This is a genomic window from bacterium (assembly GCA_021372775.1).
GTDB lineage: Bacteria > Acidobacteriota > Polarisedimenticolia > J045 > J045 > JAJFTU01.
Genome location: JAJFTU010000060.1, coordinates 1 through 13,540 on the forward strand (window position 1 = coordinate 1; position 13,540 = coordinate 13,540).

Genomic DNA, 13,540 nt, shown 5'->3' on the forward strand with positions numbered 1-13,540 from the left:
CGGCAACGCCGTCTGGTTCCTCGTCTCCGGCAGCAACTCCGTCGGCGAAGGCTCGCTCGGCACGCAGCGGCTCGGCGACGGCTCGGCCCCCGAACGCGACGCGGCGCAGTCGGCCCAGCGCTGCGGCGCGAACCCCTGATCCGACGTTTTCTCTTGGGTTCCTTCGAAGGCCCGTCGCTCCGCGCGGCGGGCCTTCTTCGTCGGCGCCGGAACGCGATCGAACGTCGCGCCGCGCCGACCTCGCCTACGCCTCGGCCGCGCGCGGCGCCGGCTTCGCGCGCTGCACGAGGGTCACGCCGACGATGACGAAGGCGCCGCCGAGGAGGGCGGCCGCGCCGGGGGACTCGCCGAGGACGAGCGCCGCGCTGGCCAGCGTGACGAGCGGCTGCACGTTCTGGAACGAGGCGAGGCGCGCCGCCTCGAGGCGCTCGAGGGCCAGCGACCAGCAGAGGTAGGCGATTCCCGAGCAGCCGATCCCGAGGTAGGCGAGCAGCGCCCAGACGCGCGGCGGCACGGCGAGCAGCTCGCGCGGGTCGCCCACCGCGAGATAGAACGCCACGGCGCCGGCCGCGCCCCAGGCGAAGATCCGCAGCGTCAGCGGCAGGCTGGCGCGGCCGGCCATCAGGCGGCGCGCGACGAGCGTGTAGACCGACCAGTTGAAGGCCGAAACGAGGACGAGCAGGTCGCCGCGCGTCGCGGGGAGCGCGAGCGAGGCCCGGCCGCCGCCGAGCATCACCGCCGTCGCGCCGGCGAAGCCGAGCGCCACGCCGAGCGTCTTCGGCCACGGGAACCGCTCGCGCAGCAAGAGCGCGGCGAGGCACGCCGTCGCGACCGGCGAGAGGGCGACGATCCAGCCGCAATGGTTGGCGGTCGTCAGGCGCAGCGCGTAGGTCTGCAGGCCGAGCTGCAACGGCACGCCGACGAGGCCGAGGAAGGCGCACCGCCGGCGGTCGCCGCGCCGCGCGTCGCCGCGGGAAGCGGCGTCGCCGCGTGCCGCAGCTTCGCCGCGTGCCGCAGCTTCGCCGCGGGCCGCAACGTCGCCGCCGGACGCAACGTCGCCGCCGGCGGCAGCGTCGCCGCGAACCGCAACGCCGCCGGCGCCGCGGAGCAGGAACGCCGCCGGCAGCAGCGCGGCGAGCGCGAGGACCGCGCGCACCGCGACGAGGCCGGCCGGCGAAATCTCGTCGAGGCAGAGCTTGACCGTGGCGAACGACGTCCCCCAGAAGAGGACCGGCACGGCGGCGAAAAGGTAGGCGGAAGCGGGGCGGCGCGGCACGCCGCTACTTTACGACGACGATGTCCACCCGGCGATTGATCGCGCGGTCCGACTCGTTGTCGTTCGGCGCGATCGGGCGGTACTCGCCGTAGCCGACGACGGCGACGCGCTTCGGGTCGATCGCCGAGTGGTCGAGCAGGTAGACCGCGACGTTGAGCGCGCGGGCGGTCGAGAGATGCCAGTTCGTCGGAAACGCCGGCGTGCTGATCGGGCGGTCGTCGGTGTGCCCCTCGATCCGGATCTCGTTCTTCATCCCGGCCAGCGTCTTGCCGAGCGACTCGAGGACCGGCACCGCCTCCGGGCGCAGCGAGTCGGCGCCGGGGTCGAAGAGCAGCTTCTCCGTCACGTGGACCGTGAGCCCGGCGGTGGTCTCGGAGAGGTTGATCTGCCCCGCCTGCACCGCCTCGCGGATCGCGTCGCGGACCTGCTGCTTGACCGCCTCGTCCATCCCGCCGCCCTGCCCCTCCCCTTGGCCGGGGCCCTTCTGGATCGGCGTCTCGAGCGCGCCGTTGGCGCCGGGCAGCAGCCCCGCGCCGCCCCCCTCGAAGACCGAGCCGAAGGCGGCCATCACCGCCTGGAACTTCTTCGCGTCCACCTGCGAGGAGGCGTAGAGGATGACGAACAGGCCGAGCAGCAGGGTGATCAAGTCGGAGTAGGTCAGCAGCCAGCGCTCCGAACCATCGTGCTCCGCGTGCTGCTTCTTCTTGCCCATCGCGCTACTTCTTGTTCGCCTGTCCCTGCTGGGACGACGGGAGCATCGACTCCAGCTTGGCGCGGGTGATCGCCGGCGCCTCGCCGGACTGGATCGAGAGCACCCCCTCGACCATCAGCTCCATCGCCATCGCCTCTTCCTGGTGGATCGCCTTCAGCTTGTCCCCCAGCGGCAGGTAGACGATGTTCGCGGCGAAGACGCCCCACAGCGTGGCGATGAAGGCCGAGGCGATGTGGTGGATCAGGTCGTTGGCGTCGCCGCCGGCGTTGGCCAGCGTCGAGATCAGCCCCATCACCGTGCCGATGACGCCCATCGTCGGCGAGTAGCCGCCCATCTTGGAGAAGAGCGCCTGGTTGGCCGAGTGGCGTTCGCCGATGTAGGCCAGCTCCGTCTCGGCGACGGAGCGGATCGTGCCCGGGTCCATGCCGTCGATCGCGAAGCTCAGGATCCGCCGCAGGAACGGGTTCTCGATCTTCGGCAGCTCCTTCTCCAGCGAGAGGAGGCTGTGCTTGCGCACGGTGGTGGCGTAGCCGACGATCGTCTCGATCAGCTCCCGCGCGTCCTCCTTCGACGGCATCACCGCGACCATCACGAACTTCGGCAGCGAGACGACGAGCTTGGTCGGCGAGGCGAGAAGCAGCGCGCCGAACGTCCCGCCGAAAACGATGATCATCGCCGGACCGAGGAAGAGGGCGCCCATCTTGCCGCCCTCGAGCAGGAACGAGCCGAAAATGGCGCCGCAGCCGAGCAGCAGCCCGGCGACGGTTCCAACTTCCAGCGACTTCTTCATGACTCGCCCGCTCCCGGCCTTCGCACGGAAGGCCTCACCCGCTTTTCGGCCGCGGCCCCTCGACCTTTAGCCCGCAAATCCTGTTCGCCGTTGCCCGTCCAAGGCCGCAAAACGCCGCGAGCCCGCCGCGCGACGGGGCGCGGCGGGCTCGCGGTCGATCGAAAAGTCGCTACTTGGTCCAGCGGTCAAGCCAACCCAGCACCGTGTCGTGCCAGAGGATGCTGTTCTGCGGCTTGAGCACCCAGTGGTTCTCGTCGGGCAGGTAGAGGAACTCGCTGGGGATCCCCTTCCGCTGCGCGGCGGTGAAGACGCCCATGCCGCCGGTCTCGACGACGCGGTAGTCCTTGCCGCCGTGGACGACGAGCACCGGCGTCTTCCAGTTCTTCACGAGGTTGATGGGGTTGTGCTTCTGGTAGCCGGCCTGGTTGTCCCACGGCGTGCCGCCGTGCTCCCACTCCGGGAACCAGAGCTCCTCGGTGTCGTAGTAGGCGAACTGCTCGTCGAGGTTGCCGTCGTGCACGACGAGGCACTTGAAGCCGTCGGGCCACGCGCCGGCGATCCAGTTGATCATGTAGCCGCCGTACGAAGCGCCGAGCGCGCAGGCGCGGCCGCCGTCGAGCCACGGGTACTTGGCCAGCGCCGCGGCGAGCCCTTTCTGCAGGTCCTCGAGCGGCGCGCCGCCCCAGTCGCCGCGGATCGCGTCGGTGAACTTCTGCCCGTAGCCGGTCGAGCCGTGGAAGTCGACCATCAGCGCGGCGTAGCCGCGGGCGGCGTAGGTCTGCGGGTTCCAGCGGTAGTGGAAGTCGTTGCCGAACGAGCCCTGCGGCCCGCCGTGGATCAGGAAGGCGATCGGGTACTTCTTCGCCGGGTCGAAGCCGACCGGCTTGACGATCCAGGCGTGGACCGTGTCGCCGTGGGCGCCGACGAAGGTGAACTGCTCCGGCTCGCCGAAGCCGACGGCCGCGAGGCGGTCCTTGTTGACCGCGGTGATCGCCTTGAACTCCGCGCCGTCGGTCTTGAGCGTGTAGAGCTCGTCGGGGGAGCGCAGGTGGTCGAGCGCGACGAGCAGCTTGTCGCCCGCGCGCATCGCCGCGGCCACGGTGCCGTACTTCGTCAGCCGCGTCGCGGCGCCGGTGGCCATGTCGAGGGCGAAGAGCGGATGGTGGCCGAGGTCGTCGGCGGAGACGAAGAGGGTCTTGCCGTCGGCGGAGAAGAACATGTCGCCGGCGGAGCGGTCCCACGCCGGGGCGAGTTCGCGCTCGGCGCCGGTCGCCCAGTCGCGGACCATGATCCGGAAGCGGTCGGCCTCGAAGCCGGGGCGCGACATCGCCTTGTAGACGAGCGTCTTGCCGTCGGGCGTGAAGAGCGGCGCGGTGTCCCACGCCTTGTTGGCGGCGGTGATGTTCTTCGGCGCGGCCGAGCCGTCGGCCGGGACGAGCCAGAGGTCGAAGTTGGTGGACCACGCCTCTTCGCGGCCGACGTTCTTGGCGCTGAAGACGACGTTCTTGCCGTCGGGCGCGAAGGTGTATTCATCGGTTCCGCCGAACGGGCGCGACGGGCTGTCGGCGTCCATCCCCTTCATCAGGTCGATCGGGGCGCCGCCGGCGACCGGCACGACGAAGAGGTGCGAGCGCTGGCCGGTGTCCCACGTGTCCCAGTGGCGGAAGAAGAGCTTGGTGTAGAGGCGGCCGCTGGCCGGCGCCTTCTCCTGCTTCTCCAGCTTGTCCTTGGTGCAGGCCAAGTCGGCGCAGTCCGGGAAGACGGCGATCGAGACGAGGAGACGGCCGCCGTCGGGGGAGACGATGAAGTTGTCCACGTCGAGCGGCAGGCGCGTCGCCTGCTCCGCCTCGCCGCCGTCGAGCCGCAGGCGGAAGACCTGCGAGGAGCCGCCGCGCGTCGAGAGGAAGTAGATCGACTTGCCGTCCGGCGCCCAGCGCGGGTTCGACTCCGCCTCGGGGCCGAAGGTCAACTGGCGCAGCCCGGCGCCGTCGATCCCGACCATCCAGAGGTCGTAGCGTCCCTTGTTGGCGGCGAGATCGGTCGTGCGCAGCACGAAGACGACCTGCTTGCCGTCGGGGGAGACTTGAGGCTCGGAGATCCGTTGCATCGCCACGAGGTCGTGGACGTCGAACGGGTGAGGCGCGTCGGCGGGGGCGGCGAAGGCCGCGGCCGCGAACAGCGCCGGCGCGAGGAACGAAAGGAACGGGAGACGTCGCATCGGGGGCCCTCCGGAACTATCGGACGTTGAGCTACAGCCGGAAGGACGACTATACCCTTCGGCCCGCGGTCCGCCGAAAAGAAGACGGCCGCCCGGCGGTTTCGCCGGACGGCCGCCCCCGGCGACGACGCGCCGGGCCCTTCGGGCGTTCGACGCCTACTTCATCTCGAGCGTCTTGATCTCGCCCAGCCCGAGCTTCTCCAGCTCCGGCCGGACGACCGCCGCGTCGCCGACGACGATGATCGCCAGACGCGACGGATCGAGCGCCTTCCTGAGCGCGGCGTTGACGTCGGCCGCGCCGAGCTTCTTGAGCGACTCCGGGTAGGCCTCGACGGCGTCGTCCGGCAGGTCGTAGAGCGCGGTCTCGAACAGCTCGCGCGCGATCTGCCCGGCGGTCTCGAAGCGCCGCGCGTAGCCGTCCACGGCGGTCGCGCGGGCGAGCGTGAGTTCCTGGTCGGTCAGCGGCTTCGGCCCGACCGACGCCTCGAGGTCGGCGAGCAGCTCCTTGACCGTCGCCGCGGTGAACTTCCCCTGCACCGGCGCGCCGGCGGTGAAGAGGCCCGGCACGCGGCGGAAGTCGAACGCGGAGCGGGCGCCGTAGGTGTACCCCTTCGCCTCGCGCAGGTTGAGGTTGATCCGCGAGGCGAACTGGCCGCCGAGCGCCATGTTGGCGAGGTCGAGCGCGTCGTGCGCGGGATCCTTGCGCGCCGCGCCGACGGCGGCGGCGAGGACCGTGGACTGCGTCGCGCCCGGCTTGTCCAAGAGATAGACCGTGCGTCCGCCGAGCTGACGCGGCGCCGTCGGCGCGGCCTCCGGCGCGGGGCCGCCGGCCCAGCCGCCGAACGTCTTGGCGAGCAGCGGCTCGATCTCGGCGCGCGTCACGTCGCCGACGACGATCAGCGTCGCGTTCTTCGGCGTGTAGTGGGACTTCCAGAAGGAGCGCACGTCGTCCTGCGTCGCGGCGCCGACGTCCGCGGCGTCGCCGAGCGGCAGGTGGCCGTACGGATGCTTCCCCATCACGACCGACGAGGCCGCCTCGGCGGCGAGCCACTCCGGCATCGCGCGGAGCTGCTTGAAGCGGACGATCCGGCGGTCCTTGACCCGCCGCAGCTCGTCGGCCGGGAAGTCGGGGCGAAGCACGACGTCGCCGTAGAGGGCGAGCGAGCGGACGAGGTTCGGCTTGAGCGCGGAGAGATAGACGGTGGTGGCGTCCATCGAGGCGTTGGCGTCGAACTCCGCGCCGAGCGCCTCGAACTCCTCGTGGATCGCTTCGCCCGGCTTTCCGGCGGCCCCTTCGGCGAGCAGCTCGGCGGTCAGCGAGGCGAGGCCGAACCGGCCGGCCGGATCGGCCGCGGCGCCGCTCTTGACGACGAGCGCGGCGGCGACGAGCGGGGCGCGGTGGTGTTCGACGAGGATCACCGGAAGGCCGTTGGGCAGGGCGAAACGCTGCCGCGCGGGAAGCGCGAGCGGGCGCTCGGCGCCGCGCGCCGGCGCGACGGTGCGGTCGGGCGCGGCGACCTTCGAGACGGCCAGCTTGCCGAGCGGCTCGACGCGGGCGACGAGGCGGTTCGGGCCGAGCCAGCGCCGCGCGGCCTCGACGACCTGCCGCTGGTCGAGGTCCAGGTAGCGCTGCAGGTCCCAGCGGAACAGGTCGGGCCGGCCGAGGTAGTGGTGGTACTCGTTGATCTTGTCGGAGAGGCCGGTGAACGTGCCGAGGCTCTGCATCGAGCGGACGAACTCGCCCATCGTCGCCGTGCGGACCCGCTCCAGCTCCTCGGCGGAGACGCCCTTGTCGAGCGCTTCCGCGAGCACCGCCCGCGCCTCGCGCTCCACCTCGGCGAGCGTCCGGCCCGGCTTCGGCACGAGGAGGATCTGGAACTCCCCCGCGAGCTGCCGCGCGTCGTTGCTCGCCGAGACGTCCTGCGCGATGCCGAGCTCGTGGACCAGCCGCTTGTAGAGGCGCGAGGTCTTGCCGCCGCCGAGGATCTGGCCGAAGACGTTCAGCGCGGCCTCGTCGGCGTCGAAGACCGGCGGCGTCGCCCAGACGATCTGCGTTCGCGCCAGCTCCACGCGGTCCTGGATGAACAGTTCCGTTTCGCCTTCCAGCCGCGGCGTCCAGCGCCCCGGACGGCTCACCGGCGGGCCGGGCGGCAGCGAGCCGAAGTACTTCTCGACGAGCGCCTTCGCCGCGGCCGGGTCGAAGTCCCCGGCGATGCAGAGCGCGGCGTTGTTCGGCGTGTAGTAGGCGCGGAAGAACTCCTTCACGTCGTCCACCGACGAGGCGGAGAGATCGGCCATCGAGCCGATCGTCAGCCAGTGGTAGGGGTGGTTGTCGGGATAGAGGACCGAGGCGATCTTCTCCCGCACCAGCCCGTACGGACGGTTGTCGTAGTTCTGGCGCTTTTCGTTCTGGACGACGGAGATCTGGTTGTCGAGCCGCTCCTTGTCCAGCGCGTCGAGCAGGTAGCCCATCCGGTCCGCCTCGAGCCAGAGCGCGCGCTCGAGATACCCCGCGGGCACGACTTCCCAATAGCGCGTGCGGTCCGAGTTGGTGCCGCCGTTGACCGCGCCGCCGATTTCCTGGATGGCGTTGATGTAGAGCCCCGGCCGGTGGCCGCTCGCCTGGAACATCATGTGCTCGAAGAGATGCGCGAAGCCGGTGCGCCCCGGCTTCTCGTCCTTCGAGCCGACCATGTAGTTGATGTTGACCGCGACGGTCGGCGCCGAGTGGTCCTCCAGCAGGAAGACCGTCAGGCCGTTGGAGAGGCGGTATTCGTCGATCTTCAGCTTGGGCAGCGGGTTGTCCATGGCCCAAAGAGTACCGGAACCGAGGACGAGCGCGGCGAGCGCGGCGAGCGGACGGGACAGTTTCATCGGCAGGCCCTCCTGAATGAAGTGGGACGGACCACGATAACCCGGCCGCGGTGCGGTCCGGCGCCCTTTCGCCCTCCGTCCTGCGCCGCCCGTCCCGCGGGCGGGACCGCCTGTCAATTCGCGGCCGTTGACAAGACCCGGCGCGTTGTCTACATTGTCCTAGGACACTAGGACACTCCAAGCGAAGGGGGCGTCGCCATGGACTTCGACCTCGATCCCGGCAGCCCGGTCCCGATCTACCAGCAGCTCGTCCTCGGGCTGCGCCGGCAGATCGCGATCGGCGCGCTCCGCCCCGGCGACCGGCTGCCGACCGTCCGCGAGCTGGCGGTGCGGCACCGCGTCAACCGCAACACGGCGGCCAGGGCGGTGCAGGAGCTGGAGGCGCGCGGCGTCGTGCGGACCCGCGTCGGCCAAGGGACGTTCGTCGCCGACGACGCCGAGGGGAACGGCGCGGAGCGCGACACGCTGTTCGACGAGGCGCTCGACCGCCTCGTCGCCGACGGGGACGCGCTGGGGGTGCCGCGCCGCGAAATGGCCGACCGCCTCGCGGCGCGGCAGCGGCGCCTGGCCCGCGCCGCCAAGGAGGGACGCTGATGTCGGTGATCGAGTTCCGCGGCGCGACGCGCCGCTTCGGCCGCGTCGTCGCGCTCGACGCGGTGGACTTCGCCGTCGCGCCGGGGGCGGTCGTCGGCCTCGCCGGCCGCAACGGCGCGGGCAAGACGACCGCGCTGCGCCTCGCCCTCGGCCTGCTCTGGGCCGACGCCGGCGAGGTCCGCACGCTCGGGCTCGACCCGCGCCGCGAGGGCGCGGCGCTGCGGCGGCGCGTCTCGATCCTCTCGGAGGAGTCGTCGCTCTACGGCTGGATGACGGTCGCGGAGACGCTCGCCTTCGCCGCGCGGATCCACCCCTGCTGGGACTCCGCGCTCGCCAAGCGGCTCGCCGGGCGGCTCGAGCTCGACCCGCGGGCCAAGGTCGCGGCCCTCTCCCGCGGCGGCAAGGCGAAGCTCTCGCTCGCCCTCGCCGCGGCGCCGCGGCCGGAGTTGCTGCTGCTCGACGACCCCACCGCGGGGCTCGATCCGCTCGCGCGGCGCGAGGTGCTGCAGGAGATCGTGGACGCGGTTCCCGCGGCGGGCGCCGTCGTCTACGCGACGCATCTCGTCGCCGACCTCGAGCGGATGGCCGACGAGGTCGTGTTCCTCGACGCCGGGCGCGTCGCGCTCGCAGGCGGCGTCGAGGAGCTCAAACGGAGGGTGAAGCGGCACGAAGCGGTCTTAGACGGGGAGGCGCCGACGGCGCTGCGCCCGCCCGGAACGATCGACGTCCGCGCGGAGGGGCGGGCCCTCGTCGTCGTCGCCGACGGCGAGAACGGCGCGGCGGAAGCCGCGCTGCGGGCGGCGGGGGCGCGCTCCGTGGAAACGACGACGCTGCCGCTCGAGGAGATCGCGGTGGCGCTCCTGCGCGGCGGACGACGCGAGTCCGGCGTCGCCGACGCCCGGGGGGAGGTGGAGCATGTTTAGCGCGCTCGTCGTCAAGCACCTGCGGCAGGTCCGGATGACCGCCGCCTTCGCCGCCGCGATGGCGGCGGCCATTCCGCTGATTCCGTTCGCGCACCGAGACCCGGCCCACTCGCTCGAAGGCGCGGTGCCGCTCTTCGCCGCGGCGCTCGCCGGATTCTGGGCGCTGCTGCTCGCGGTTCAGATCTTCGGCGGCGACCGCGCCGCGGGAACCGAGATCTTCCTGCTCGAGCGGCCGATCCCGCGCGGCGTCCTCTTCGGCGCGCGGACCGTCGCCGCCTTCGCCGCGTCGCTCGCGGTGCTCGCGCTGGGCGCGGGAGCGTGGAGCGCCGCCGCGGCCGCGGCCGGCGCGCCGTTCGGCGTCGGCGGGCCGGCGTTCCTCGGCGTCTTCGCGGCGATGCCGCTCCTCGTCGGCGTCGCGGCGTTCGCCTGCGCGCTCGGCGCGACCGGCTTCGCCGGCTTCGCCGTCGCCGCCTTCGCCGTGGCCTGGGTCGGCGGCGCGGCCGTGATGGCGCAGCGCCTCTTCGGCCATTTCCTCGTAAGGGCCGAGGCGCTGCTCGCGATGTGGCCGCCGATCGCGTTGGCCGCGTGCCTCGTTCCCGCGGCGTTCTGGTTCGCCGCCTGGCGCGCCGAGGCGTGCGGCGAGCCGCTCGGCCGCGGCCGCGCCGAGCGTGCCCTGCGAAGTCTCGTCGTCTTCCTGCTTTCGCCCGCGGTCTTCCTCGGCGCCGCGGCGTGGACGGCGCATCGTCCCCCGTCGCCGAAGAACGACGGTTTCAGGGCGCAGACGAGCGCCCGGACCGATCGGCTGTTCTTGTTCGGGGAATGGGCCGGGAACGGCGTCCTGTTCGACGCGAAGACCGGAAAGCGCCTCGCCGTCGTTCCGGCGCCGCTCGTGGACGCCGCGTGGAACGACGATGGAACGCTGCTCGCGGTGGCGACGAACGCCGGCCCCGCCGGATCGCGCCGGGACGAGACGCGGATCGAGTTTCTCGACCAGAACGGCCGACGCGCCTTCCCGCCGACGCCGATCGGCGAGTACTGCTCCGGCCTGCGCTGGGCCGGATCAAGCCTCGTCGTGCTCGCCGAAGACAACGCGGAACTCGCCGCGTCCACCGTCACGCCCGGGCAGACGTCCGGAACGACGATCGGCGGGCCGCGGCCGCTCGCGTTCCTGCGCGGGCCGCAGGGAACGCTGTTCGCGCTCGGCGGCAAGAAGACGCCCGAGACGATCCTGCGCTTCGACGCCGCGCGCCGCGTCTTCGCGACCGCCGGCCCGCCGTTCGCGGGCGCGAACCTGCACCGGATCCGCTTCGCTCCCGACGGGCTCTCCGCGGCCTACTGCCGCGGCGTCGAGCATCGCACGACCTGCTTCGCGCGCGCCGTCGCAGGCGGCGACGAGACGGCGCTCGATCCGCGCGCCGACTGGATCGACGGCTGGCTCGCCGACGGCCGCGTCGTCTTCCAAGGACGACGCGACGATCGGCGCTGCGTCTTCGCGCAGAAGCCGGGCGCGCCGGCCGAGGAACTAGGCTGCGGCAAGCAGCCGGTCGCCGTCGTCGCCCCGTCCGGCGCGGGGTTGATCCTGATCGACGTCGCCGGCGCGCCGGGGCCGTTGATCTACGACGCGTCCTCCCGCGCGTTCGCCCGTCTCCCCGGCGGCGACTCGCGGTGGCCGTTCTGGGCCGGAGAGCGGACCTTCGTCCGCGGCTCGGAACTCCACGAGCTCGGCCGTCTCGATCGGCCGGTGCGTTTGGCGTTCTAGCGACGGCGCTCGACCGCGCCGCAAGACGAAAAGGGGCGCGCCGCGCGGCGCGCCCCTTTCCCCTTCCGCGGCGGGCGACTCAGAAGTTGCGGTCGCCGCCCAACAGGTCGCCGAGACCGCCGAGGACCGAGCCCTCGTCGCGGCGGCGGCCGCCGGCCTGCGGGGCGCAGGCGAGCATCCGGCCGGCGAGGCGCGAGAACGGCAGCGACTGCAGCCAGAGCCGGCCCGGCCCGCGCAGCGTGGCGAAGAAGACCCCTTCCCCGCCGAAGAGGATCGACTTGATCCCGCCGACCTGCTGGATGTCGAAGTCGATCGTGTCCTCGAAGCCGACGACGCAGCCGGTGTCCACGTGCAGGACCTCGCCCGGCGCGAGCGTCCGCTCGACGATCGTGCCGCCGGCGTGCATGAAGACCAGCCCGTCCCCTTCGAGCTTCTCCATAATGAACCCCTCGCCGCCGAACAGGCCGGTGAGGATCCGCTTCTGGAAGAAGATCCCGATCGAGACCCCCTTCGCCGCGCAGAGGAAGGCGTCCTTCTGGCAGATCAGCCGCCCGCCGACCTGCGGCAGCGGCACGGGGATGATGTTGCCCGGATACGGGGCGGCGAACGCGGCGTGCGCCTTGCCGCCGCCGTTGTGGGTGAAGACCGTCATGAAGAGGCTTTCGCCGGTCAGCAGCCGCTTGCCGGCGCCGAGCAGCTTGTCCATGAACGAGCCGTTCTGGCGCGAGCCGTCGCCGAAGATCGTCGTCATCCCGACCGACTCGTCCTTGTACATCATCGCGCCGGCCTCGGCGACGACGCTCTCGCCGGGGTCGAGCTCGACTTCGACGAACTGCATCTCGGCGCCGACGATCTTGTAGTCGATCTCGTCGGCGACGAGGCCGCGCGGCGGCGGCGGCGCGGAGGCCGACGCGGACGCGCCGCCCAACTCGGCCGCGGCGCCGGCGCGGATCCAATCGCCGAACCCTTCGCGCCAGACGAACTCGTCGGGATTGCGCGCGGCGCGGCGTCGCGCCTCGTCGTCGCCGAAGGGACCGCACTGCTGGCCGTTGGAGCTGAAGTACCACTGCGCCATGAGGGCCTCCGTCCTATCGATCGGCGCCCGCGTCGAGCGCGGCGTCGATGCGCTGCGTCGCCTCCGGCGCGAGGCCGAGGCGGACGGCGAGCGCGGCGAGATGCCGCCGCTCGGCGTCGTTGTCCAACTTCACCGCGAGGCGCGAGGCGGCGTAGAGCTCCTCGGCGCACTCCGGCGAGTCCACGTCCGCGGCGAGCTGCTCGATCGTCGCCGGCGAGAAGAACTCCCGCGCCGCGAACGCGCGCTCGGCGTCGCTCAGCGCGGCGTCGCGAAGCCGCTCCTGAATCCGCCGCCGCTCCGCTTCGTCGAGTTCGCCGTCGGCGAGCGCCGCGGCGATCATCCCGCGCAGCAGCAGCGTCGAACGCCGATGCCGCGGGTCCAGCGCCGCCTCGGCCGGTCCCGCGGCCGCGGGCGGCGGCGAAAGGAGCGGCGTCGTTCCCGGAGCGGCATGCGCGGCCGCGGCGGGCGGCGGAGGCGGCGGGGCGCTCGCCGTCGCGGCGGGACGATTCTCTTGCTCCGTGAAATGCTCGAACGCGGCGATCGCCACGCCGAGCGCGCCCATGCCGAGCGCGGCGCCGGTCACGGGGCCGATTTCGTTGCGCAGACCGCCGGCGACGAGCGAACCGAGCAGCCGGGTTGGGTTGAACATCGCCCCTCCTCCAACGTTCGGGCCGGCATTCTCGCCGATCGCCGGCCGCCGTTCCACGCCGACGGCGCCGCCCCCGCGGCCGCTCGCGCAAAAGAAAGGCGGGCGTCCGCTCCGGGCGCCCGCCTCTCCGCGAATCGTCGCGCCGTCAGTGGGCCGAAGGCAGCCGCACGAAGAAGTCGTTCCCCTTGTCGTCCACGAGAATGAACGCCGGGAAGTTCTCGACTTCGATCTGGTAGATCGCTTCCATCCCCAGTTCCGGGTACTCGATCAGATCGACCTTCCTGATGTTCTCCTGCGCGAGCAGCGCGGCCGGGCCGCCGATCGAGCCGAGGTAGAAGCCGCCGTGCTTCTTGCACGCCTCGGTGACCACCTTGCTGCGGTTCCCCTTGGCGATCATGACCATCGAGCCGCCGTTGGCCTGGAAGAGATCGACGTACGGATCCATTCGGCCGGCGGTCGTCGGGCCGAAGGAGCCGGAGGCCATCCCTTCCGGCTTCTTCGCCGGGCCGGCGTAGTAGACCGGATGGTCCTTGAAGTACTGCGGCAGCCCTTCGCCGCGGTCCAGCCGTTCCTTCAGCCGGGCGTGCGCGATGTCGCGGGCGACGACGATCGTGCCGGAGAGAAGCAGCGCCGTCCCGACCGGGTGCTTCGTCAGGTCGGCGAGGACCTC

The 13,540-nt window shown here is 72.1% G+C and carries 11 protein-coding genes; 3 read left to right on the plus strand and 8 right to left on the minus strand.

Annotation, left to right across the window (positions count from 1 at the left end; all coding sequences use genetic code 11):
• Positions 1-244 precede the first annotated feature (244 nt).
• The 5 genes from LLG88_02445 to LLG88_02465 all read right to left on the minus strand — a co-directional run bounded on the left by LLG88_02445 (position 245) and on the right by LLG88_02465 (position 7,870).
• Complete coding sequence (locus LLG88_02445; protein ID MCE5245768.1) at positions 245-1,276, minus strand: DMT family transporter; 1,032 nt, start codon at positions 1,274-1,276, stop codon at positions 245-247.
• Positions 1,277-1,280: 4 nt separating this feature from the next.
• A complete protein-coding gene (locus LLG88_02450; protein MCE5245769.1) occupies positions 1,281-1,988 on the minus strand; it encodes a flagellar motor protein MotB in 708 nt (235 codons plus the stop codon).
• A gap of 4 nt (positions 1,989-1,992) precedes the next feature.
• On the minus strand, positions 1,993-2,778 hold the full coding sequence (locus tag LLG88_02455; GenBank protein ID MCE5245770.1) for a MotA/TolQ/ExbB proton channel family protein: 786 nt from the start codon (positions 2,776-2,778) through the stop codon (positions 1,993-1,995).
• Between the two features lie 169 nt (positions 2,779-2,947).
• The gene (locus tag LLG88_02460) at positions 2,948-4,996 is read right to left on the minus strand and encodes a S9 family peptidase (protein ID MCE5245771.1); all 2,049 of its coding nucleotides are present in this window, start codon (positions 4,994-4,996) and stop codon (positions 2,948-2,950) included.
• A gap of 156 nt (positions 4,997-5,152) precedes the next feature.
• Positions 5,153-7,870 carry an insulinase family protein gene (locus tag LLG88_02465; protein ID MCE5245772.1) on the minus strand — a complete coding sequence of 906 codons (2,718 nt, stop codon included), beginning with the start codon at positions 7,868-7,870 and terminating at the stop codon, positions 5,153-5,155.
• A 198-nt stretch (positions 7,871-8,068) separates the two neighbouring features.
• On the opposite strand from LLG88_02465, the gene LLG88_02470 reads away from it, so the two are divergent.
• The 3 genes from LLG88_02470 to LLG88_02480 are packed head-to-tail and all read left to right on the plus strand — an operon-like array spanning position 8,069 to position 11,146.
• A complete protein-coding gene (locus LLG88_02470; GenBank protein MCE5245773.1) occupies positions 8,069-8,464 on the plus strand; it encodes a GntR family transcriptional regulator in 396 nt (131 codons plus the stop codon).
• The gene (locus LLG88_02475; GenBank protein ID MCE5245774.1) at positions 8,464-9,387 is read left to right on the plus strand and encodes an ABC transporter ATP-binding protein; all 924 of its coding nucleotides are present in this window, start codon (positions 8,464-8,466) and stop codon (positions 9,385-9,387) included. Before LLG88_02470 ends, LLG88_02475 begins: the two co-directional genes overlap by 1 nt.
• Positions 9,380-11,146, plus strand: a complete 1,767-nt coding sequence (locus tag LLG88_02480) for a hypothetical protein (protein ID MCE5245775.1) — start codon at positions 9,380-9,382, stop codon at positions 11,144-11,146. Before LLG88_02475 ends, LLG88_02480 begins: the two co-directional genes overlap by 8 nt.
• A 79-nt stretch (positions 11,147-11,225) precedes the next feature.
• On the opposite strand, the gene LLG88_02485 is transcribed toward LLG88_02480, so the two are convergent.
• The 3 genes from LLG88_02485 to LLG88_02495 all read right to left on the minus strand — a co-directional run.
• Positions 11,226-12,221, minus strand: a complete 996-nt coding sequence (locus tag LLG88_02485; GenBank protein ID MCE5245776.1) for a TIGR00266 family protein — start codon at positions 12,219-12,221, stop codon at positions 11,226-11,228.
• Positions 12,222-12,234: 13 nt separating this feature from the next.
• Positions 12,235-12,870, minus strand: a complete 636-nt coding sequence (locus tag LLG88_02490) for a tellurite resistance TerB family protein (GenBank protein ID MCE5245777.1) — start codon at positions 12,868-12,870, stop codon at positions 12,235-12,237.
• 145 nt (positions 12,871-13,015) lie between these two features.
• Positions 13,016-13,540 (minus strand): FumA C-terminus/TtdB family hydratase beta subunit (locus LLG88_02495; protein MCE5245778.1); only part of this gene is annotated, 525 nt, incomplete at its 5' end.

Excerpts from the sequence above, each read along its gene's own strand:
- LLG88_02485 (MCE5245776.1), bottom strand. The coding sequence starts at position 12,221 with ATGGCGCAGTGGTACTTCAGCTCCAACGGCCAGCAGTGCGGTCCCTTC.
- LLG88_02460 (MCE5245771.1), bottom strand. The coding sequence starts at position 4,996 with ATGCGACGTCTCCCGTTCCTTTCGTTCCTCGCGCCGGCGCTGTTCGCG.
- LLG88_02455 (MCE5245770.1), bottom strand. The coding sequence starts at position 2,778 with ATGAAGAAGTCGCTGGAAGTTGGAACCGTCGCCGGGCTGCTGCTCGGC.
- LLG88_02470 (MCE5245773.1), top strand. The coding sequence starts at position 8,069 with ATGGACTTCGACCTCGATCCCGGCAGCCCGGTCCCGATCTACCAGCAG.
- LLG88_02475 (MCE5245774.1), top strand. The coding sequence starts at position 8,464 with ATGTCGGTGATCGAGTTCCGCGGCGCGACGCGCCGCTTCGGCCGCGTC.
- LLG88_02465 (MCE5245772.1), bottom strand. The coding sequence starts at position 7,870 with ATGAAACTGTCCCGTCCGCTCGCCGCGCTCGCCGCGCTCGTCCTCGGT.
- LLG88_02490 (MCE5245777.1), bottom strand. The coding sequence starts at position 12,870 with ATGTTCAACCCAACCCGGCTGCTCGGTTCGCTCGTCGCCGGCGGTCTG.
- LLG88_02450 (MCE5245769.1), bottom strand. The coding sequence starts at position 1,988 with ATGGGCAAGAAGAAGCAGCACGCGGAGCACGATGGTTCGGAGCGCTGG.
- LLG88_02480 (MCE5245775.1), top strand. The coding sequence starts at position 9,380 with ATGTTTAGCGCGCTCGTCGTCAAGCACCTGCGGCAGGTCCGGATGACC.